The organism is Candidatus Thorarchaeota archaeon (genome assembly GCA_013388835.1).
GTDB lineage: Archaea > Asgardarchaeota > Thorarchaeia > Thorarchaeales > Thorarchaeaceae > JACAEL01.
Genome location: JACAEL010000021.1, coordinates 1 through 20,054, shown reverse-complemented (window position 1 = coordinate 20,054; position 20,054 = coordinate 1). Strand labels below are relative to the sequence as shown.

Annotated in this window: 22 protein-coding genes; 11 read left to right on the top strand and 11 right to left on the bottom strand. The window is 53.0% G+C overall.

Translation table 11 applies throughout. The annotated features are described in order from the left end of the window. Positions 1–2 precede the first annotated feature (2 nt). Entirely contained in the window at positions 3–260 is a 258-nt protein-coding gene (locus tag HXY34_04395) for a hypothetical protein (GenBank protein NWF95362.1), read from the bottom strand. 25 nt (positions 261–285) lie between these two features. Between HXY34_04395 and HXY34_04390 the strand changes: the two genes are divergently transcribed. Next, positions 286–648 (top strand): HEAT repeat domain-containing protein, encoded by a 363-nt coding sequence (locus HXY34_04390; GenBank protein NWF95361.1) that lies wholly within the window; start codon positions 286–288, stop codon positions 646–648. 35 nt (positions 649–683) lie between these two features. On the opposite strand, the gene HXY34_04385 is transcribed toward HXY34_04390, so the two are convergent. Beyond that, positions 684–1,061, bottom strand: a complete 378-nt coding sequence (locus HXY34_04385; GenBank protein NWF95360.1) for a 30S ribosomal protein S8e — start codon at positions 1,059–1,061, stop codon at positions 684–686. A 159-nt stretch (positions 1,062–1,220) separates the two neighbouring features. On the opposite strand from HXY34_04385, the gene hypE reads away from it, so the two are divergent. Next, positions 1,221–2,234 carry a hydrogenase expression/formation protein HypE gene (gene hypE / locus HXY34_04380; protein ID NWF95359.1) on the top strand — a complete coding sequence of 338 codons (1,014 nt, stop codon included), beginning with the start codon at positions 1,221–1,223 and terminating at the stop codon, positions 2,232–2,234. Here the strand turns inward: hypE and scpB are convergent. The 4 genes from scpB to HXY34_04360 form a co-directional block, all read right to left on the bottom strand. Further along, positions 2,231–2,782, bottom strand: coding sequence for an SMC-Scp complex subunit ScpB (gene scpB, locus HXY34_04375; GenBank protein ID NWF95358.1), 552 nt, complete (start codon positions 2,780–2,782; stop codon positions 2,231–2,233). The genes hypE and scpB overlap by 4 nt on opposite strands. Before the next feature lie 9 nt (positions 2,783–2,791). Further along, positions 2,792–3,511 carry a hypothetical protein gene (locus HXY34_04370; GenBank protein NWF95357.1) on the bottom strand — a complete coding sequence of 240 codons (720 nt, stop codon included), beginning with the start codon at positions 3,509–3,511 and terminating at the stop codon, positions 2,792–2,794. After that, the gene (gene smc / locus HXY34_04365) at positions 3,508–7,116 is read right to left on the bottom strand and encodes a chromosome segregation protein SMC (protein NWF95356.1); all 3,609 of its coding nucleotides are present in this window, start codon (positions 7,114–7,116) and stop codon (positions 3,508–3,510) included. Before smc ends, HXY34_04370 begins: the two co-directional genes overlap by 4 nt. 162 nt (positions 7,117–7,278) lie before the next feature. Further along, positions 7,279–7,644 carry a hypothetical protein gene (locus tag HXY34_04360; protein ID NWF95355.1) on the bottom strand — a complete coding sequence of 122 codons (366 nt, stop codon included), beginning with the start codon at positions 7,642–7,644 and terminating at the stop codon, positions 7,279–7,281. Positions 7,645–7,812: 168 nt separating this feature from the next. On the opposite strand from HXY34_04360, the gene HXY34_04355 reads away from it, so the two are divergent. The 7 genes from HXY34_04355 to HXY34_04325 all read left to right on the top strand — a co-directional run bounded on the left by HXY34_04355 (position 7,813) and on the right by HXY34_04325 (position 13,689). Further along, the gene (locus tag HXY34_04355) at positions 7,813–9,441 is read left to right on the top strand and encodes a VWA domain-containing protein (GenBank protein ID NWF95354.1); all 1,629 of its coding nucleotides are present in this window, start codon (positions 7,813–7,815) and stop codon (positions 9,439–9,441) included. Positions 9,442–9,572: 131 nt separating this feature from the next. Beyond that, positions 9,573–9,914 carry a roadblock/LC7 domain-containing protein gene (locus tag HXY34_04350; protein ID NWF95353.1) on the top strand — a complete coding sequence of 114 codons (342 nt, stop codon included), beginning with the start codon at positions 9,573–9,575 and terminating at the stop codon, positions 9,912–9,914. Between the two features lie 5 nt (positions 9,915–9,919). Next, positions 9,920–10,387, top strand: a complete 468-nt coding sequence (locus HXY34_04345) for a roadblock/LC7 domain-containing protein (GenBank protein NWF95352.1) — start codon at positions 9,920–9,922, stop codon at positions 10,385–10,387. A 200-nt stretch (positions 10,388–10,587) separates the two neighbouring features. Beyond that, a complete protein-coding gene (locus HXY34_04340; GenBank protein NWF95351.1) occupies positions 10,588–11,151 on the top strand; it encodes a gliding-motility protein MglA in 564 nt (187 codons plus the stop codon). A gap of 20 nt (positions 11,152–11,171) precedes the next feature. Beyond that, a complete protein-coding gene (locus tag HXY34_04335) occupies positions 11,172–11,543 on the top strand; it encodes a roadblock/LC7 domain-containing protein (GenBank protein ID NWF95350.1) in 372 nt (123 codons plus the stop codon). A gap of 67 nt (positions 11,544–11,610) precedes the next feature. Beyond that, positions 11,611–12,378 carry a di-trans,poly-cis-decaprenylcistransferase gene (gene uppS / locus HXY34_04330; GenBank protein NWF95349.1) on the top strand — a complete coding sequence of 256 codons (768 nt, stop codon included), beginning with the start codon at positions 11,611–11,613 and terminating at the stop codon, positions 12,376–12,378. 111 nt (positions 12,379–12,489) lie between these two features. Then, positions 12,490–13,689, top strand: a complete 1,200-nt coding sequence (locus HXY34_04325) for a hypothetical protein (GenBank protein NWF95348.1) — start codon at positions 12,490–12,492, stop codon at positions 13,687–13,689. On the opposite strand, the gene HXY34_04320 is transcribed toward HXY34_04325, so the two are convergent. Beyond that, on the bottom strand, positions 13,679–14,425 hold the full coding sequence (locus HXY34_04320) for an acetate--CoA ligase family protein (GenBank protein NWF95347.1): 747 nt from the start codon (positions 14,423–14,425) through the stop codon (positions 13,679–13,681). The genes HXY34_04325 and HXY34_04320 overlap by 11 nt on opposite strands. Positions 14,426–14,463: 38 nt before the next feature. After that, positions 14,464–15,903 (bottom strand): CoA-binding protein, encoded by a 1,440-nt coding sequence (locus tag HXY34_04315; GenBank protein NWF95346.1) that lies wholly within the window; start codon positions 15,901–15,903, stop codon positions 14,464–14,466. Positions 15,904–16,031: 128 nt separating this feature from the next. Here HXY34_04315 and HXY34_04310 point away from each other — a divergent pair, with 128 nt between their 5' ends. Continuing rightward, positions 16,032–17,051, top strand: a complete 1,020-nt coding sequence (locus HXY34_04310) for a radical SAM protein (protein ID NWF95345.1) — start codon at positions 16,032–16,034, stop codon at positions 17,049–17,051. Here HXY34_04310 and HXY34_04305 read toward each other — a convergent pair. The 3 genes from HXY34_04305 to HXY34_04295 all read right to left on the bottom strand — a co-directional run bounded on the left by HXY34_04305 (position 16,996) and on the right by HXY34_04295 (position 18,734). After that, positions 16,996–17,577 (bottom strand): hypothetical protein, encoded by a 582-nt coding sequence (locus tag HXY34_04305; GenBank protein NWF95344.1) that lies wholly within the window; start codon positions 17,575–17,577, stop codon positions 16,996–16,998. The two genes, HXY34_04310 and HXY34_04305, sit on opposite strands and share 56 nt — an antisense overlap. 143 nt (positions 17,578–17,720) lie before the next feature. Continuing rightward, positions 17,721–18,005 carry a 50S ribosomal protein L35ae gene (locus HXY34_04300; GenBank protein ID NWF95343.1) on the bottom strand — a complete coding sequence of 95 codons (285 nt, stop codon included), beginning with the start codon at positions 18,003–18,005 and terminating at the stop codon, positions 17,721–17,723. A gap of 99 nt (positions 18,006–18,104) precedes the next feature. Next, a complete protein-coding gene (locus HXY34_04295) occupies positions 18,105–18,734 on the bottom strand; it encodes a hypothetical protein (GenBank protein ID NWF95342.1) in 630 nt (209 codons plus the stop codon). Between the two features lie 272 nt (positions 18,735–19,006). Here HXY34_04295 and HXY34_04290 point away from each other — a divergent pair, with 272 nt between their 5' ends. Then, complete coding sequence (locus tag HXY34_04290; protein NWF95341.1) at positions 19,007–19,966, top strand: deoxyhypusine synthase family protein; 960 nt, start codon at positions 19,007–19,009, stop codon at positions 19,964–19,966. Positions 19,967–20,054: the final 88 nt, after the last annotated feature.

Below are 20,054 nucleotides of genomic sequence, written 5' to 3'. Positions count from 1 at the left end.
GTTTATATCCTTGCGGGGGGAGTCTTGTATGCAATACTCTGGCCAGAGGTGCGTTCCATGCCCAAGACCACGAAGAAGACCGCCACGCCTGATTCGAAGCCCGAGGCGCGCCCGACGGCATCGAAGAAGGCCCAGAAGTCAACGCCCGCGAAGCCTGCGCATGTGAAAGAGCCTCGACCAGGTACGAAGAAGTCCTCGAGTCTCAAGACCAAGTCCACGAGGAGCCCGTCTGCAAAGACAACTTCGGGTAAGAAGACCACGACGAAGACTGCAGTACCCTCTCCAATGGTTGACGAACTTCTCAGAGAGATCAAGAGCGAGGACCAACAGGTTGTTCTGAATGCGATTGATCGACTTGGAATCCTCCCAGACTCAGATGCCACAAGCGCTCTGACAGCATGTCTGAAGGACCCCAGATACATGGTTCGACTGTTTGCTGCCGTGCAATTGGGTGAACGGAAGGATCCCAGTGCCATACCATCTCTGATAGAGTCCCTTCACGATTCATCTCTGTTCGTCAGGCAGACTGCAGCTGGAGCCCTTGAGAACATTGGGGGCCCGAAAGCACTAGCTGCAGTGAAGAAGGCGGAGGCTGAAGGACTACTTCTGGATGAGTTGCCGGACGGAATCATACTCGGTCCTGTCTGACGACTAGGCCTGCTGTGTGCGGGACCGAGTGATGACTAGAGCAGTATCGCGTTAAGCACTCCCTCTTGACCGGGACGGCTTGTGACCTTAGCTCTACCTTTTGACGTCTTGATTATGGTGCCTCGCGTAATCACCTTGCGTCGCTGGTAGTCCATGTTAGCTGGGTTCTTCTCAACGTCAAGTATCTCGACATGATACGTTTCCTTCTTCTTGATGTCTGTGACGTTGGCGTACTTGAGGCGCATTGCGGGTGTCTTCTTCTTCATGCCTTTGCTGTCTATTCTTCTTATCCTCGGTTCTCCTATCAGAGTCTCAGTGGGAGTGCGTCCCATCTCGCTCTTCCTATGACCTCGGAACTTCCGCATCAGTGCGCCGCTTGGAGTCCTTCTGGACCTACCATGCCATACACCCATTTCAGACTACCTCTAGTCAGGTCTCGTCAGAAAGGCACTTTTCGGAGATGTTTTAAATCTTGCTTAGTGTTCACCACGAGCGCTGCTTCTACTCTACGTGAGCAGTCCTGTAGCAGCATCCCTTGGTCGCCAAGAGGACAGTCTCAAGAAGGTTGGAATATGTCGAGAATCGAGCCGGCGCATGGTGCTGGCGGAAAGGTCATGCAGCAGCTCATCCAGCGAACAGTCATCCCTGCCTTCACGAAACGCATTCTAGGCACAGTCGGTCTTGATGAGATGGATGACGGAGCTACTCTTCCACTTGAAGGAGCCAACCTCATTGTGTGTGCTGATGCGCATACAGTGCAGCCCCTGTTCTTTCCCGGTGGCGATATTGGAAAGCTTGCCGCCTGCGGTACTGTCAATGACCTCACAATGATGGGTGCAAAGCCGATAGCCATGACCAACACTGTGGTGGTTGAAGAGGGCTTCGAGATTGAAGTCCTCTCCAAGGTGCTCCGGTCTCTTGACTCTGTGATTGAGCCTCTCAATGTGGCGATGATTGCTGGTGACACAAAAGTCATGCCGCGAGGAACGCTCGATGGTCTCGTATTGTCAACGATGGGCATCGGGATTCTCTACTGCAAGTCGGTTGTAGCTGACAGTGGGGTCCGGCCTGGGGACGACATTATTGTCACTGGACCCATTGGTGACCATGGAGTGACTCTGTTGGCACATCTCGAGGGTCTGAGCTTTCAGACGGGCCTTGTCAGCGATGTGGCTCCTCTCTGGAATCCGATTCGTGACTGTCTCGATACTGGTGGAGTCCATGCGATGAAGGACCCCACGCGTGGTGGGACTTCTGTTGCGCTCAACGAGTTCGCATCCAAGTCCAAGGTGGAGATTGTCCTCGAAGAGAGCCTCGTTCCTGTGCGTTCTGAAGTCAAGTCGCTCTGCGACATATTAGGACTGAACCCGATGAATATGAGTTGTGAGGGTACTGCACTACTCTCGGTTGACCCCGAGATGAGTGAGGCAGTGCTTGAGGTCCTACGCAGACACAAAACGACCGAACAGGCACGGGTGATAGGAAAGGCAGTATCCGGCCCTCCCAGAGTCCTGATGAACACAGGCGTGGGCGGCCGAAAGGTGGTCCAAGTGCCATACGGAGAGCCCGTTCCCCGAGTATGCTAGAGCTGCGTCTGAACAGTACTCTCAGTGTTGCTCTGTTCTTCGAGTATCTGCTTCAGTTTGTGTTTCAGCTGGGCCTTCATTCTGATTATGTCCGTATCAAGACCAAAGTAGTCCGCGAACAGCTGAGTTGTGGATAACACCTTGCTCCTTCCTTCTGGTGTGGCCTCGATGAGTTTCTTCTCCTCAAGTTCCTTGACATGCTCATAGACATGTGTCCCACGGTCCGCCACCAAGTCTGACTGCAGTATCGGTTGTTTCAGCGCGATGTAGACCAGAGTCTGAAGCGTGGCGTACGAGAGAAGACCCCCAGGGATGAGTTTGGCTACTCGAGGGGTGAGTTCAGGCCTTAGCTGCATTGCGTATCTGTCCCTCGGCAGCTCCACTACCTCTAGGGCACCGCCTCTCTTATTGTATTCGAAGCCAAGGTCTTTCAGCAGTTTCTGTACTGTTGACTCTGCCTTGCCGACAATCTCTGCCAGTTCCTGCAGTGTCATTGGTCGACCAGCAGCGTACAATGCTGCCTCAAGCGTGACCATGTCTTCATTCACAAATATCACCTATCTTTCAAGGGATGGCTGGTCAGTGGGGACTTTCCGTCCATAATCCTCGGGTGGTTCCGACATCTTGATCCATATTACATCATCCTCATCCATCCAGATGTCTATCAACGCCCGAGCATAGAGATGAAGGATGGCAAAGAAGACCCGTACGATTTCGCGCCGTGTGTTGTTCATCAAGACATCAGTGAACTTGATCACATCACCAGTACTCAGAATTCGCCTTAGGTCCGCGTACACCTCTGCGATGTTCTCTTCAACATTCGTACGTTCCGATTCCATCTCAAACGAGAGAGGCGTGACAAACGTCTTTGACCTTCGTCTAGCGGTCGGAATCTGTCTCTCTCTAACGCCCTTTGAGAGGACGCGATCCATTGCTACCAACAGCTCTTGCAGTGTGACTCGTCGATTGGTGAGTCTGAACGGTGGCCTAATCATGGGGATGACTAGATCCTCCTCCTCTTCTTCTCTCTCCTCCGGCGGCAGCACTCCAAGGTCCACGAGGTCCTTCGTCTTTTTCATGAAGATTACTGACGCAGAGTACAACGCGTTTCCTGACACTCTGAAGTCGATGTCCCCAAGTCGTCGCATCTCCTGCAGAAAACCGGCGACCAGCTTTCCCACATCCACATTCCAAGGGTCAATCTTGTCCAACTGAAGTACATCTGTCAGTAGAATGTAGGGTGGTTCGGCCCAGAATGGTGTGTCATTGTCCGTCATGACGTCTGTGACACCTCCTGAAGGTCGACGTCAACTATTCTGCTCAGTCCGTCCTGATTGGTGACTCCCACAAGGAAGTCCGCCTTTGCAACCGTTGTGTCTCTGAGTGAAACAACGATGAATTGTGACGACTTCGACATCTCTGATATGAGATTGGCAACGTTATGCGCATTCACCTCGTCAAGGGCCGCGTCAATCTCGTCAAAGACGTAGAAGCTTGCTGGACTATGCATCTGGATGGCGAATATGAGCGCGAGTCCTGTGAGAGTCTTCTCGCCCCCGCTCATTGCGTCCAGAGTGACGAGCTCCTTCCCTGCGGGTTTGGAACGCACGGTTATCCCGCCCATGAGTGGATGCTCGGGGTTCTCCAGCATTAGACTGGCTTCTCCACCCGGTGAGAGTTTGGCAAAGACCTTGGCGAAGTTGTCTGCAATCTCATTGTAGACGACCAGGAACTTGCGTGTCTTCTCTCTCTCGAGCTCCTCCATGAAACTGAGGATCTCCTTGTGCTCCTCCTCAAGCTTGACCTTCCTTTCCACTATCTCGTCATACCTTTCTCTCTCAGCATCATAGTCGGTCAGTGACTTGAGGTTCACTGCACCCATTGCCTCCAGTTCTCTCTCTAGTTCTCGAATCTTCTCTTGGAGTTGTTCTATCTCACTATGGCTCAGTTCCCTCTGAGACATACGCTTCGTCAACTCCTCATCCGGGTCGGTGACTGCTGCGAGTTCAGCCCTGATACCAACTATGTCCGCCTCAATTCTTGACCTTTCGGTCTGAAGTCTGTACACCGCCTTCTCGTTGCTGGTCTGAGCCTCTCTGAGTTCCTCCAACCTGAGCCTCAGGTTCCTCAGGTCCTCCTTCAGCTGGATTTGTCTTACACGTCTGTCTTTGACCGCTTCCTCTATTCTTTCTCTCTGAGTTCTCAGTTCCTCCAATTCCGCCTCTTTCTGAGAGAGTTCCACGGTCTGCTTCTCCACTTCCGCCTGCATGTTCGGAATGACTGACTCGACGGTCTGAATCCGGCTCTCCAGTTCTTGAGCCTTGGGTATCAGTCTCTGTTCCACCCCGACCTGTAGTCGAGTGAGCTCACTGTGATAGGTTTCCCGCTTCTTTCTACTGAAAGCAAGAACTTCCTGCAAATCCTTGATATCTTGAGTCAATCTGGATGCCGCGGACTTTGCAAGAGCCTCTCTCATCTCGTCTCGTTGGCTGCGGACAGATTCGCGACGACCAGACATCTCCGTGTCTCTCTCTCTGAGTGTCGCAATCTGCGACTCGAGTTCTTCAATGGTCAGTCTGAGTTGTGAGATTCTTTGAGTGAGTTTCTCTTGTCTTGCCCGCTTCTCCTCTAACTGGTCCTCGAGACCCTTGGTCTCGATTCTCAATTGGTATATCTTCTTGGATAACTGTTGAATCTCTCTGTCCGTCTGCTTCTCTCTATTCCTGAGCTCTGTCTGTTGTGTCCTCAAGTCAGAGAGTATCTGCTCCAATCCCTTCAGCTTCTCCATAATCTCAGAGCTGTTGTCCTGAACCTGCAACGAGATGCCCGACTTTCCTCTATGGTAGTGCCCACCGGTGATTAGTCCTGACCTCTCTACAAGGTCCCCGTCAATTGAGACAGCACGCCACCCCTTGAACCCCATGCGCTTGGCAGTTTCAAAGTCCTCCGTGACTATGGTGTCCACAAACACGAACTCAAAGGCCGGAAGATATCTTGGTTCGAAGCTCACGAGGTCCATTGCATAGCCAATCACTCTCTCATCATCAGGGACATGACCGGGTGACTTTGATTTGATTCTCGTCAATGGAATGAACGACGCACGACCAACCTTCTCCTTTTTCAGGACCCTGATGCACTCTGTCGCCACCTGTTCGTCATCGACCACGATGTAGGTTAGCCTATTGCCACCAGCAATCTCTAGAGCTACCGAGTACTCGGGGTCTATTTTGCCCAGCTCGGCCACTGTTCCGTGAATGCCTTGGACCTCTCCCGTGTCACGCATCTCCAAGACTCTCGCGACCGCCTTCTCTCGCTTGAGAAAGGCCTCCTCCGCCTCCTTGAGCGCTTCCTGTCTAGCTTGTAGCTTGATCAGCTCTTCCCTCGTGACATTCACAAGACGGACGGACTCGTCCACTTGCGAATTCACTGTAATCAAGCGCTTGGAGATGTCTTCAACTTCAGAGCGTTTTGCCGCTTCTAGTGTTTCGCTTGTACTGAGTTCCTCCCTCTTGGCAGGCAGCATCTGTGCCAACAAAGCCATTTCTTCGCCAGTCCTTTTCAGGCTCTCCTCCGAGTCGCGCAATTCCTCATATGCCAGTCCGAGTTCCTTCTCGTCACTCCTCATGGCCGACCTTACTTCAGATATCCCTTCGTCTAGTGCAATTGCCTGGTTGTTTAGGTCTTGGAGTCTCTGCTGAGTTTCGTAGAACGTGGTCTGCTCTCTCTGGAGGCTCTCTTCTAACCGGCCCATTTCCATTACGGTCTTCTCGATTTCCCTGTCAAGGTCTACCAGTTCCTGCTCCTTACTATGCCTCGCCTTCGATGACTCTTCAATCTGATTTCTAGTCGACTTCAACTCCTGCTCAAGGCTTGTCCGCTCCTCAACACTCCGGCGAAGCGTTTCCTTTGCTCTCTCGAGTGATTCCCTGACGTGGGCCACCGCAGCGGACAGTACTCCATAATGTTCTGAAACCCGGGCCGAGTTTCCACCGGTTATCTGTTCAATCTCTTGGTCTATCGCTTCTATCTCATGTTCGGTCGAAACAATGCTCTCTTCAACGTGTGCAAACTCCTGTGATGTACGCTCGATTTCTTGGGCCTTCTCTGCAAGTGTATGGTCTATTGTGGCAATCCTGTTTGTCGATTTGAGTAAGGTCCAGGCAAGACTGTCAATCCTAATCGACTGAATCTTTTGTTTCACGCCTTGATATCTGAGGGCGTCAGAGCGTTCCGTTTCCAGTTTCTCAAGCTGTCGTCGTCGCTCCTGCAGCTGGGTTTCAACTCTTGCCAGATTCCCCTCGCTTTCCGAGAGCTTCTTGAGAGCTCTCTCCTTCTGCTCGTCATACGCCGATATACCTGCAATCTCCTCTATCAGCTTCCTCCGGTCATTTGGACTGACTTTGACCATCTGAGCTATCTCCCCCTGTAGGACCAGATTGTAGCCATTGGGGTCGACACCTATGCTGCCGAGGAGATCCAACACCTGCAGGCGTGTCACTATCTTCCCGTTGACCCTGCACACTGACTTCCCAGTATCGTCGAGTTCTCTCTCTACTACCACCTTGTCTGTGTCCACTTGGAGTCTTCTGTCCCTGTTGTTGAAGTGAATCTCAACCACAGCGGACTTGGCTTTCGGAGGCATGTCTGGTTTTGGGGGCGAGTAGAGAAGGTCTGAAAACACAGTCGCGCGTAGCGTCTTCGCACTGAGCTGCCCAAGTACGAAGAGTATCGCGTCGATGACATTGGACTTGCCCGCCCCGTTTGGGCCGACAATGCAAGTAAACCCGGGGTCTAGCTTTATGGTTACAGTGTCTCGTCCGAACGACTTGAAGCCCTTGCATACAAGCTTCTCTATGTAGACCAAGGCACCATCATCCTTCAAGCTGCGCTACGACAAGCGGCTGGCGTGTCTTGCGGCATTATGGGGAAGATACTGGCTCCTAAATACACTTGGTAATACCCAAGTATTACGTCGGGAAATATCCAGGTATTCCATCTCTTCCAGTGATGCACTTGCCACAAAAAGATAGCTCTGAAGGACCTGTTAGGCCACCATGTTTACGAGTGCTCTTCTCAATGCCATGCGAATGAGCCCCATGGACTCTCTGGCAGCCTCGCCTGAGATTGCAGCAAGCACCATCTTGACGTCGCCAAGTATCATCACAAGTCCCTGGTCTGCTGTTATGTCGACCTCCTTGAGGCCTCCCTTGTCAATGCCACCTACAAGCTGAGCAGAAATTGCAGCAATCTTCACAGACAGGCTTGCGACCTCTGAGTGGTTGATGCCTCCAGTGATTGTATGACCGAACAGCACCTTGCCCGATGCATCACAGACTATCATACCTTGTATGTCAGGGTTAGCGCCCATTGTCTCTGCAACGATTGCCTCAATCTTTGACTTGTCGACCATTCGTATTGGCCTCCGATGCTGTCCTCCAGCATCTTCGCAACAGAGTCTTGGACGATTGGTATATATCTTCTCCTCTTGTGCGATTGAGTTGAAGAAGACAGAGTAGAATCTCTTAATACCGTATGCGGGGACTGTGTGACTGAGTCATCCGATGGAGCGACAATTCCCATGCCCATACTAAAGAGCAGTTCAGAGGCCTTTCCAGCCTCGCGCAAGGTGATGAGTGACATTCCTTATGTTCTCCGCGTGGAGTTCCGAGACCTCGCGCGAGAAACCCACAAGATTGTAGGGAAACCGATAGCATGCCACAAGTGCAATGGGTTCCTGATGAGCGCTGACCAGATTCAACATGACCCCAAGGTAGGTAAGCACTTCGTCTGTCCCTTCTGCGGGACCCTCAACGTCATTGAGGGCGAGATTGTCATCGCTGGAAATGAAACGGAATTCGTAGTCCAGCCCCCGCCTGAGAAGACGACCTCCCGCGGGCAAGTAGCCCCCGCTGGCGGGTCCTTCCTTGCAGTCATAGATGTTTCCGGTTCGATGGCGGGTGCCAACCTGGCTGCAGTCAAGCGGAGCCTGACAACATCCATTGAGAGTCTTGCAGCAAACAGTCCGGAAACCCTGTTCGGGCTTGTTGAGTTTGAGAGCTCGGTTGCAGTTCGCAATCTCGAAACGGGCGAACGCGTTGAAGTACCATGTGAGACATTTGCCAACCTCGATCAGATTATGGAGGCAACTAAGCGACTGCTAGACCGAGTCAGACTCATCAAGGTTGGTCCGAACTTGAGTGGTCTCAAGCGTCATGTGAGTAGTCTTCGTGAGATGGGTGGGACCGCGTTGGGTCCCGCTGTTGCGGTGGCGTACGTGATAGCGAAGCATCGGAACATTGCCAGGGTGGTGCTTCTCACCGATGGGCTTGCCAATGAGGGAATTGGCGCCCTTGAGGGATATCAGGTGACTCCTGCAGGCAGCTACTACGCGACACTCGGGACGATGTTCAGAGAACTGGGAACTGCATTCGATGTAGTCGGTATTGCTTCGGGAGCAGGTATGGAGCTGAAGACGCTCGGCCTTTTGCCCGAGGCCACAGGAGGTCAGATGTATTATGTCACTCCCAATGAGCTTGACAGGAGCCTCTCCGAGCTTGCGGGTGCTTCGTTGCTGGGCAGGGATGTTGAGATTCGGCTCCTGACCCCCAAGGGGGTAAGAGTGAAAGACGCATCAGGTGTTTCCAGAGCCGCAATCGAGGAGATAACCAAGACTGGGTCGGGACGGATTGGAGCAGTCGGTGAAGATCACGAGCTGTATGTTGAGGTGGAACCTGAGTCAGAGATAAGGTCCGCGCAAGTCCCAGTCCAGGTCCAAGTCACATATACTGATGAAGAGGGTGCACGAAGGGTCCGTGCAGTGAGCACCAATCTGCGCGTCACAAGCGATGAGCGAGACCTCGTCGCCACTCTCGACCCCACAATGAGTGCGACTTTCGTCACACAGAAGGCGGGTGAAGACGCTTTCGGAGGCAAGAGGGCCGCTGGTGCGGATCGCATCGCTGGCTTCCGTGCGGCCTTGGCAAAGAAGACAAAGGCTGCGCCGAAAGCGGTACAAGCCCGAATGAAACGTGCCGATGACGCTCTGGCTTCTGAAGAGGCTAATCTGCAAGAGATGGAGTCGAAGATGGCGGCTGCTCCTGCCCAAGGTGGCGCTCCCTGTGCTGCAGCTGACGAGGCCTTCACAAGGGGCTTCAAGCAGATGAAACGCAGTTCCAAGGAGCTCTTCGATGAGAAAGAGGATGAGTAGTTCTCAATCTGCAGAGACCAGAGAGGCGGCCAGTGGCCGCCCACCTCCACTTCATGTGACACTCGGTCACAAATGCGCAAAAGATGCTGCTCTTGGATAGCACATTGCCACAAGTCTAAAATACCATTTGCGTGGCGTACGACTTACTAAGGCAGAACCCAACAAAGCAGGGACTTCAGTTTATTAGCCAGGAGAAGCTCGAAGCCATACTCGCCGAATTGCGGACCCAAGAAGGAGTCCGGGGTGTGGTAGTCACGAATATGGAAGGCTTCCCCTTGTTCAGCGACCTTGACGTCGACAGAACTGAAACCATCGCTGCTATAACGACTGCTCTGGTCGGAAAGGCACTCGATGCCGTCCGAGAACTGAGAGAGGGGAGTCTGTCTTTTCTCACGTTAGACACATCCAATGGTCAGATTAACATCGCTCCAGATGTCAAGGAGGGCCTCATACTCGTGGTCCTCAAGAGGTGAACAAAGTGACCGATCCAAAGGCATTCGATAGAATCCTAACAGAGATCATCCGTCAGGAGAAAGGCTGCAGGAAGGTGATTCTTGTCGACAAGACTGGTCTCACCATAGCAAACGTGAGCAAGCTCACATACTTCCCGGTTGACCTTGACAGCATAGGGGCGATTGCAAGTGCGGTTTTCTGTGCTAGCGAGGAACAGGGGAAGAATCTTCAGATAGGTGACCTAGAGATAGTCACATCCGAGTTCTCAGAAGGCAAGATCTTCGCCTCTGCATGCGGAAAGGGTGTGCTCTGCGTCGTATCAGAGCCTGAGGTCAACATTGGTCTGGTACGTCTTGTCATGAAGAAGTACGGCGTGCAGCTTGCTGAAGAGCTTGAGAAGTTTCTTGCCGTCGAACCCGATGGCTCGACAAAAGACAAGGAACTCGATGAGGAAGACCTCAAGTCGGCCCTGGCAGAGCTCGAACGTGTCTAGTCTCATGGCCCTCAAGACTACTCACAGGAGCGGTGCCCAGTGAGCGTACGTTTCCAACGCTTTTCTAGGTGGACCGGACCATCTGGATTCAGTGCCGCGTTTGGCGCGCTTTGGTGATTAGGACCAGAAAGAGTTAACTATTTGAGGGCAGTTACACCCGCCAACTCAGACCGCTCGCCAAAGAAACGGTGAACTGCAAAATGAGAAAAGACTCACAAGGCAGAGTGCACTTGAAGCTGGTGTTCTACGGACCCAGTCTAGGAGGCAAGACCACTGCACTGAGGTGGCTCTATGGAAAGGTCGAGGGTCTGCAGAAGGGTGAGTTCACCGCAATCGAAGACGAGACAAATCGGACCCTGTTCTTTGACTACGTTCCCATGTCTGCGGGTGGCCGAGTGCTCTTCGATGTGTTCACTGTTGCCGGTCAGAAGCGCCACCGCCATCAGCGGAAGGTTGTGTTGCAGGGTACAGATGGCATAGTGTTTGTTGCAGACTCCTCTCCTGACCAGAGAGATGAGAATGTTGAGAGCTTCGAGGAGCTGAAGCTGTTTCTTGGCGATGTGTTGGGACGAGAGATTCCCATTGTCGTAATGCTTAACAAACGTGACCTGCCGAACAGGATGTCGCGTGACGAGATGCTGGATCTGCTTGGTCTTGGAGGCAATGTTCCAATCTACGAGACTATTGCGGTTCAGGGCGTAGGAGTTAAGAGAGCGTTTCAAGCCATAGCAAGAGAGGTAATCCTCAAAAGGATGTACAAGTAGTACTCGGGTGAGTGTAGTCGATGAGCGAGTCCCGTGAAGAAACCCTTGAAGGAGTCCTGAATGAGCTGCAGGGCAGCATTCCGGAGATTGAGGCTTGTGCCATAGTGAGTGTCGAAGGTCTCCCGATTGTTTCAGCTCTGCCAGCGGATGTTGACGAGGCGAAGCTGGCCGCAATCACTGCGGCGATGCTTACGCTTGGAGAGAAGGCTGCGGTAGAGCTGGGAAAGGGCAATCTGGAGCAGGTCAATGTCAAGGGTCAAGATGGTTGGGTGCTGGTTGTCCAAGCTGGGATGAATGCCTGCCTCACTGTTTCCACTTCGAGCAACGCGAAACTGGGACTTGTCTTCCTTGACATGAAACGTGCGGCTGACAAGGTCGCCAAGATGATCTAGTACAGCCTCCTTTCGAGCACCAAGCCTATTAGGTCGCTAATCCTGTCATTCTTGAGTGTGCAGTAGATTGAACCTTAGCGGCCCGGTCTATCGGCTCTACGAGTACTTTCTGTTCAGACAGCTCTCAAAAGACAAGGCTCCTCGCCATGTGGGCATAATACTAGATGGTAACCGTCGTTATGCGAGAGAGCACGGACTGAAGGTCCCTTGGTTTGGTCACCACAAGGGTGCAAAGAAGGTCATGGATGTCCTCAAGATACTCTGGGAGGCTGGTGTGAAAGTCTGCACACTATACGCCTTCTCCATCGAGAACTTTCAGCGCCAACCCGATGAAGTCAGGGAGATAATGGCCTTGGCCAAAGAGAAGTTCAGTGAAGTGGTTGGTAACCCAGATGTGCATCGGCACAAAGTGCGAATCCATGCGATAGGTCGGGTGGACCTGCTTCCCGAAGAGGTACAAGCGGCCATCGCAGCCGCAGAGGAGGAGACCGCCAAGTACTCGGACCATATTCTCAATGTGGCCATTGGTTACTCGGGACGTGCTGAGCTTGTGGATGCTGTGAAGGCTATTGCATCGAAGATATCCTCGGGAACACTTTCTCCTTCAGACATTGATGAGAGGTTGATAGAGAAGCATCTCTACACTAACGGTGTCCCTGACCCCGACTTGATCATACGCACCTCTGGGGAAGAGCGACTATCCGGATTCCTACTGTGGCAGTCTGCCTACTCGGAGCTCTACTTCGCTCAGGTCTACTGGCCTGCTGTACGTAGAATTGACATCTGGCGGGCAATACGATCATATGAACAGCGTTCGCGTCGTTACGGTAAATGAAGCGCTCGTGACATAGTCATTTATATCCTCTATACTGCAGGGCTGTCTTCTAGGTTTCCAGATGGTATGCCAGATGCCTTGAGTACAATCACTTGAGGAGGACTTCGGGCCTTGACAAGGACTCCCATTGAAGTTTACCGAGGAATACTGAACACGCGTTTCCATAGTGAGGCTTCAAGTCAGATTGGACACCTAGTTTCCAAGTTCTCCTCTTCTTCTTACGCAGGCCGAAGACTCTCTGACCATCTCTCAAGGTTCCTTGCGCTCTTGACACGACTAATCGCCTATCTCAACAATCGTACTACTAGCTCCCCCTCAGATTTGACGCAAGCAATCGATGTCCTCGATTACTTCGCATCAACGAGCAAGTGGTGGACTCCAAATCGCGAGAACCCCGGCTTTGTGCTGCGTCCAGCTTCTCAGGACGCCCGTGATTTCCTCTCTTCGATTTCGTCCATAGAGCTGGGCGCGGCGACTCTCGACCGAGTTCGTGCAGCCACTGATCGCCTCTCCAGTTTTCTTGCTGAGCACAACTTTGCACTCTCTGGTGACGCAGGTCGCCTCCGCGATGACATCGCATCATCGTGGATGCTTCTCTCAGGACTGTCTTGTCGTGGACAGGGACGTACCATGACTACCGAGACCGATTTTGAAACCGCTTACGACCTCGTCCGAATTCTCCTCTTTCACATGATGCCGGAGGACTTCGGCAGTCTCACTGCAGTAAGGGAGATTGGCACCTCCACCAGCCTGATTCGAGCTGCTCGGGTCCAGCTCGCCCCCGGCTTCGACAGGAATCTAGACTCCTCTGCAGCTGCGAGGCTGGAGTCTGTATATGCTGAGGAATTTCTCTCAGACATATCCTCTCTTCAGTCTGTGTTTCGACATCTGCTGACCAACTCACTCAGGATCCTTGTTCAGATTCAGGCTGCCAGGGTCGGTCTAAGCGAGATTGGTTCAGATGAATACGAGTCCTTCATTGTCGGAGCCCTATCGATGCTGCAGCTTGCGGGCGTACCCGCCGAGACCCTCCAATACGAGCATTCAATCCCGTCCCTCTACAGAAGGATACGACCCTCTCCGGAGATGATTGAGCAGACGCGTTCGATTGGGCGCAAGATTGAAGGGCTAATCTTAGAAACTGCTGGCAACAGGGACTTCCTAGTGAGGAATCCTCATCTGGTGCCTAGAGTTCTATCTCTGCTGCTACTGGTTTCTGCTGGCACTAAGCAGCCCACGTCTGAAGATGGGTTGCAAGAGTCTGACCTGAAGCGCGGTCTGATACTACTCTCACAGGTCATCAGTGGCTAGATGCTGTGTCTGGTTTCGGTCCCTGGATGATTATCCTGGCATCAACGACAACAGCTCCCTTTCCACGTTCGTACAGGAATAACGGGTTGCAGTCGAGCTCTCGTATCTCAGGGTTCTCCTGTACCATCTTCGAAACTCCCATGATTGTCTTTACCAGAGCATCGACGTCCCTTGGTGGCTGGCCTCTCACCCCATCTAGTATCTTCGCTGCCTTTATCTCACGAATCATTTCCCTAGCATCGTTTTCACTCAATGGAATCAATCTGAACGTGACATCCTTGAGCACTTCAACGAATATTCCTCCCAGCCCGAACATTATGGCGTGACCAAACTGGGGGTCTGTAGTCACACCCACAATCACCTCGGTGCCCGCATCCGCAAAGCTCGAGACCAATACACCTCGGCTCAGGTCCACTGTGACACCCTTGCTCTCTCCGTACTTGCGAGCGTTTGCCATAATCTCATCGTAGGCACTCCTGACAGAGGCTTCGTCCTTGAGGTTTACTTTCACGCCCCCTGCATCTGACTTGTGCATGATGTCTTTAGAGAGAATCTTCAATACCACCGGGAAGCCTATCTCTCTTGACTTCTTGACCGCCTCGTCTGCACTAGTGGCCGTGGCATATGGTGGTGTGGGTATTCCGTAGGACTTCAGTATGTCTTTTGCCTCGTGTTCCAACACGAAGGTCCTACCCTCGCCGAGTGCCGTTTCAAAGACCTTCTTTGCCAGTTTCATCTCATCCGACCTCTGATTGTTGGCTCTACCAGCCCTATTTATGGCTTACCAGAAATCATACCTTGAGACTGCTTCCTACGCCTTATCTCTCCATATCTCGCCAATGCACTGGCTGCAAGGGCCGCCTTCTCCCCTGTTGCATAGGTGGGCACTCCCATGAGTTCCATTATCTCTCCCGCCTTGGTTGTAAATGCTCCCCCCATTGAAACGACAACAAATGGAAGGCCTGACTGGCGCTGGTAGTTGGCTATCACATTTGTGATGTCCATTCCAAGGCTGGGCGTCTGAAGGAGCATTCCCACCACGAACATGTCATACTCCCCACTCCGAATGGCTTCCTCAAACACGGCATCATACCTACTCGCATCGGTGTCACCGACCACATCCACGGGATTCCCAACCGCACAGTAGGCAGGCAGCCGCTCTCTCAACTTCTGCTCCAGCTCACTTGACGGAGTCGGAACTGATAGATTGAGTGCTTCGAGGGCGTCTGTCGTCATTACGCCAAGTCCACCGCCATTTGTCACCATGAGCACCCTGTTGCCCATTGCCGGTGGCTGCATTGCTAGAGCCTTGGCCATGTCAAACATCTGCTCGAAATTCCCGGCTCTGATTATGCCCGCCTGCCTATAGGCGGAGTCAGCTATGCTATCTGATCCCGCAAGCGATCCTGTGTGGGAGCTCGCGGCAGCACGTGCACGATCGCCCTTTCCGGACTTTACCACTAGGACTGGTTTGGTTCCAGTGACACCACTTGCAGTTTCGAAGAAAGACCGACCCTTGTCGGCGTCGTACCCCTCTGTGTAGTAGCAGATGACCTGCGTTGTACTGTCTTGAGCAAGATAGCGAAGAAGATCATCGTCACTCACGTCGCACTTGTTTCCCAAGCTCACGATTTTGCTTATGCCAAGTCCGAGCTGTGCAGTCCAGTCCGATATTGCAGCAGCAAATGCTCCCGACTGCGAGACAAGCGAGATGTTGGCAACGTTGCTGGCTCTGGGCCTGCCGCATCGATACTCTGGCAGAAAGAATGTGTCGATATGCGTGCGCGTGTCTATGACTCCTACGCAGTTCGGACCTATTATTCGGATGCCATACCTCTTTGCAACGCTGAGCATCTCGTTCTCTAGCTCCGCTCCTCTTGGGCCGGTTTCTGAGAAGCCACCGGAGATCACTATAGCTGCTCTTGCGCCCTTCTTGCCGATGTCTTCGAAGACCGTCGGGGCCAGTCTTGCGGGTACTGCGACAACGACCAAGTCGACCGACTCTGGCACCTCTTGAAGTGTCGGATAGCACGGCACTCCGAGGACCTGCTTGTATCTTGGATTGATGGCATAGACTTCTCCGGTGAACTGCGGTTTGATGAAGTTCTGAAGAATTGCTTGGCCTACGCTGTTCGGCGTCGCAGAAGCCCCGTAGATTGCGATGCATTTCGCGTCAAAGAAAGTACCAATGTCTCCTGTGGTGTTGTCTGACACGTGTAACCACCTGTGTCTGGTCTGGTGAGTGACTAGTGCAGTGACCAAGCAGTACTTCTAGCTTCTTGTTTGGTCCTGAATCAAAAGCATAATAGGCCTTGCATCCTGCTAGCCCTCTGGTCGTCTGAATGGGCTTCCGGATTATGACTGAAGGCCTTGCACTCATGAGCGCTCCTCGTCACGAGTTTGAGTCTGTGATGGCAACCGGCCTCTCCTTGCGCCTGCGCAGGTTCGGTACTGGTTTGCTCTGCTACAGCCCAACAGGATATCCATACAGCATACGTGACCACAGTCAAGTCGACCCATATGCGTTCGTTTCCGCAAGTGTGACCGGAACCTCGTGTTCACTTATGTGTGACCACTGTCGTGGGCGATACCTGACAGGGATGCGACCGGCCACCACACCAGATGCGCTCCTGAAGTTAGCTGAGGAGGTTCAGTCAAGAGGTGGACAAGGCCTACTTGTCAGCGGCGGGTCTGACTCTGCGGGTCAGGTCCCACTGAAGAGAGTCGGGCATGCTCTGTCCAAGATACGCAACGAGATGGGGCTCAAGGTTGTAGTCCATACGGGCATCGTAGATGTGGAGACCGCTGACATGCTCTCCGATGCGCAGGTAGATGCGGCAATGCTTGATGTCATAGGCGACGAGAGGGTCGCAAGAGAGGTATACCACCTGCATGACGGTCCCGCGCGAATGGCTGAGTCGTTGAAACTGCTCTCTGAACGAGGCGTTCCCACGGTGCCACATGTATTGGTGGGACTTGACTATGGGCGACTCAGTGGTGAGCTGGCCGCTCTGCAGACTGTCGCGGATTGCCGACCAAGTGCGGTGGTCGTGATTGTGCTGTCTCCCATACGCAAGACTCCCATGGCTAATGTGACACCTCCGAGTCCGGAGGCCGTGGGGCGCGTGCTCACTGTTGCCCGTCTGGCAATGCAAGACGTTCCCATTCTGCTTGGTTGCGCCCGCCCGCTGGGTGAACACAAGATCCAGTCAGATGAGTACGCTGTTCGAAGTGGGGTCAACGGAATCGCGTACGTCAGTCAGCGTGGCGTTGACGTCGCCCGTGAACTCGGACTTGTGCCACAATTCATGGACGTGTGCTGTAGTCTTGCTCCACTACACGTCTATCCGCCCAAGATCTGAGGACGTATCTGGCAAGCTCATAGCCGAGGTCGAAGAACCACAACGCAATCGCTGATGGGAGTAGTGGTGGCCATGGAATACACAGGAGCAGGACTGAAGCCTTTAGAGTGAGCCGGTATGCAAAGAACTTTGTTGCGCGTGGTGAGACTTCCGCGTCTGCCCAGTCATTCCCTTTCTCGTCCAAGACTGCGGCCATGAATAGCATGATGAGCAGAGCGGTCCATTCAAGCCAGCTAGTGACTGCTGGCAGTCCTCTGAGAAGAAGCACAATCACAATCATGGCCAGTCCTCCAGCGAACTGTCGCCGGTCGACCTTTCCAGAAGCGGCAACACCCACCACTATCGCGGTCATTACGACCAGGTCCCACTCAGACTGAGTCATTATCATGCCGAAGAGGATCCCGGATAGTACTAACGGGAACCAAGCCAATCTGGGCTTGTCGAGTTCATCGAGCAGGTCATCTCCCGTCTTCAGAGTCAAGCCCGCAACGAAGTAGGCTGAGATAAGCATAACAATCTCGGTCAATCAGGTGTCCTCGCACGCTAGCCATCATGTAGTGGCTCCTCAGTCTAACTATGACTCTTCGTAGGGTCTGACTACCCTCAGATAGCCGTCTACATCATTGGAGCCATGCGGGTCTTCCGCTGGTGTCTGATAAAACTTGACGTCTACATCAGATAGACTTGCGTTCCTATTGCCTGTCCCGGCAGGTTTGTCCTGAACTTCGCACGGACAACACCGCTGTTGCCATGCGGTCCCAGAACCCTGCCAAGAAACTCCCGACCAGTCTCTGAAACCCACTTCACACCTCTGCCAAGTAGTCGGGCTGCAGCCTCTTTGGTCTCTATTCCGTCGAACTGAATCAGTACCTGGTTGGGATGCTGAAGGTGTTTGCCTCTCCGATAGCTTGTGACGACGCCTCTCCGGCCCTTCAGAACTTCAGTGGCTGACATTCGGGTTCCTCTCTAAGGGGTTCTGGTTGACGCCCTTGCCTGTCCATTTAAGACTTGCTGAAGGAACGTATCATCTATCGCTGGACTGAAACGAGTTTCTTATGTGATGCTGGGGCCTTGCTGTCCGTTATCTGACGCTTTTCGTGCTGCTATTGACGTCTCTGCTGCTCTCTCCCAGCTCTTCCTCTTTTCCATCAGTGCATCACGGACGGACCAGCCAAGTGGCGTGTCCCTGAGGGCTATTCTGAAGAGTGCGAGCCATCTCACACTGTCTTGACGACTCCTCCTTCCCACCAGTTCGTCTATCAAAGTTCGTGCAGAACCGATTCTATCTACGCTCGAGTCTATCTTGTCAGCGATTTGTTTCTCAACGCTTGTAAGTCGTTTCACCCCGAGGGCTGTCTGTAGTGTGCTCGTGGTATAGAGTGCCATTGCAAGTCCAACTACGAATAGAGCGGTAAGAGGGATTTCCGCTGTGTACGTGGACAAGTGAAGTCCCATAAGGAAGATCACTAGGGCTGTCATAGTCCCTCCCTCTATCACAGCATTGGCTGGTCGTTCCAGTCTCCATGCGTATGCTCTCGCCAGTGCCGTGTTTGGCCTGTGGTGATGTACAATCGACCGAAGATATCTTCTGCCTCCACTGCGCATTAGGCTTAGCCAAGAGAACTGCAGCAAAATGACGGTAGTCATCATGAAGTAGAATGACGAGTCCAGTAATGGCTGCATGAGCTTCTGGAGTGGCCTAGTCGTTTAAGCATACTGCATTGTAGACGTGACATTAGTTTCGTGGACCTCTCCATGACCTTTCTGACCGGCTTGACCTATTCATGCATACCGAAAGAGTCAATCGAGCACAGAGATGGCTAGTGAAACAGTACTGTTTTTGGAATGCGCGAGTTCGGGTCGCGCCCTCCCGGAATGGACCTGTACTCGCGTCCACCTCCTTCTGAACAGAATCCTTTATCATCATACTTCAGACTGCTGCCTCGGTGAAGCTCGTGCAGCGGGTCAAACACATAAAGTGTGCTGACAGTGCCACAATACCGGAACTGGTCAGTGCGATGAGAGAAGTAGGCGTGCTCGGCGCAGGTCGGCTGGGGCGCGCTGCAGCAATAGTCCATGAGATGTTCAGTGACCCGGACTGCTTCACTTACCTCTCCTTGTCTGGGCCTATGATTCCCGGGGGGCTCCGTTACATCGTCAGCAGGTTGATTGCGGACGGGTTTGTCGACGCGCTGGTCACAAGTGGTGCCAACATTGTTCACGATTTAATCGAGGCCTACGGGGGCGGTCACTACAGGGTTCCAACTCGCAAGACAGAATCGGAACTGCGGGAGGCCGGTATGGGCAGAATTGGTGACATCATTGTCAAAGAGGGCGACTTCGAGACATTCGAGAAGAGAGTCTACGCGTTTCTTGATGGGCTCACCGAGCGACAGCGAACAGGGCTTGCCCCGAGCGAGTTCATTGCCGCTCTGGGTGCCTCGATTGAGGACAGCGAATCTGTGGTCAGGCAGGCCTATCTCAAGAATGTCCCCGTCTTCTCGCCGGGACTAATGGACTCGATGCTCGGCTTCCACATGTACACATATAGCACGATGAAGCCTCTATCACTTGACTTCGTGAAGGATCTACGAATACTTGGAGAGATTATTACCAGTGTCAAGAAGACCGGTGCCATAATGCTCGGTGGAGGTCTCACGAAGCACTTCACTATGGGGAGTACCATCCTGAAGGGCGGCCTCGACCTTGCTGTGCAGATAACCATGGACCGCCCCGAGGCTGGTAGCCTGAGCGGGGCGCCTCTTGCCGAAGGGGTGTCTTGGCAGAAGATACAGTGCGAAGCGAGATATGAGACTGTCATAGGTGATGCGACGGTCCTCTTTCCTCTGCTGATTCTAGGTTGCCTGAAGACGCCATTAGGGCCAGACACACAGAAGCACAGCGACGACTGCTGAGTCACATGTCCTATCGAGCCAGATGCGGTGATCAGGACGATGGGTCTTGGGAGCAGTTGCCCAGAAGTTGGACATTCTTGTACTGGTC

Coding starts and splice junctions, on each gene's coding strand:
- HXY34_04390 (NWF95361.1), top strand. CDS start 286: ATGGTTGACGAACTTCTCAGAGAGATCAAGAGCGAGGACCAACAGGTT.
- HXY34_04385 (NWF95360.1), bottom strand. CDS start 1,061: ATGGGTGTATGGCATGGTAGGTCCAGAAGGACTCCAAGCGGCGCACTG.
- hypE (NWF95359.1), top strand. CDS start 1,221: ATGTCGAGAATCGAGCCGGCGCATGGTGCTGGCGGAAAGGTCATGCAG.
- HXY34_04370 (NWF95357.1), bottom strand. CDS start 3,511: ATGACGGACAATGACACACCATTCTGGGCCGAACCACCCTACATTCTA.
- HXY34_04360 (NWF95355.1), bottom strand. CDS start 7,644: ATGGTCGACAAGTCAAAGATTGAGGCAATCGTTGCAGAGACAATGGGC.
- HXY34_04355 (NWF95354.1), top strand. CDS start 7,813: ATGCCCATACTAAAGAGCAGTTCAGAGGCCTTTCCAGCCTCGCGCAAG.
- HXY34_04340 (NWF95351.1), top strand. CDS start 10,588: ATGAGAAAAGACTCACAAGGCAGAGTGCACTTGAAGCTGGTGTTCTAC.
- HXY34_04335 (NWF95350.1), top strand. CDS start 11,172: ATGAGCGAGTCCCGTGAAGAAACCCTTGAAGGAGTCCTGAATGAGCTG.
- HXY34_04320 (NWF95347.1), bottom strand. CDS start 14,425: ATGAAACTGGCAAAGAAGGTCTTTGAAACGGCACTCGGCGAGGGTAGG.
- HXY34_04310 (NWF95345.1), top strand. CDS start 16,032: ATGGGCTTCCGGATTATGACTGAAGGCCTTGCACTCATGAGCGCTCCT.
- HXY34_04300 (NWF95343.1), bottom strand. CDS start 18,005: ATGTCAGCCACTGAAGTTCTGAAGGGCCGGAGAGGCGTCGTCACAAGC.
- HXY34_04295 (NWF95342.1), bottom strand. CDS start 18,734: ATGCAGCCATTACTGGACTCGTCATTCTACTTCATGATGACTACCGTC.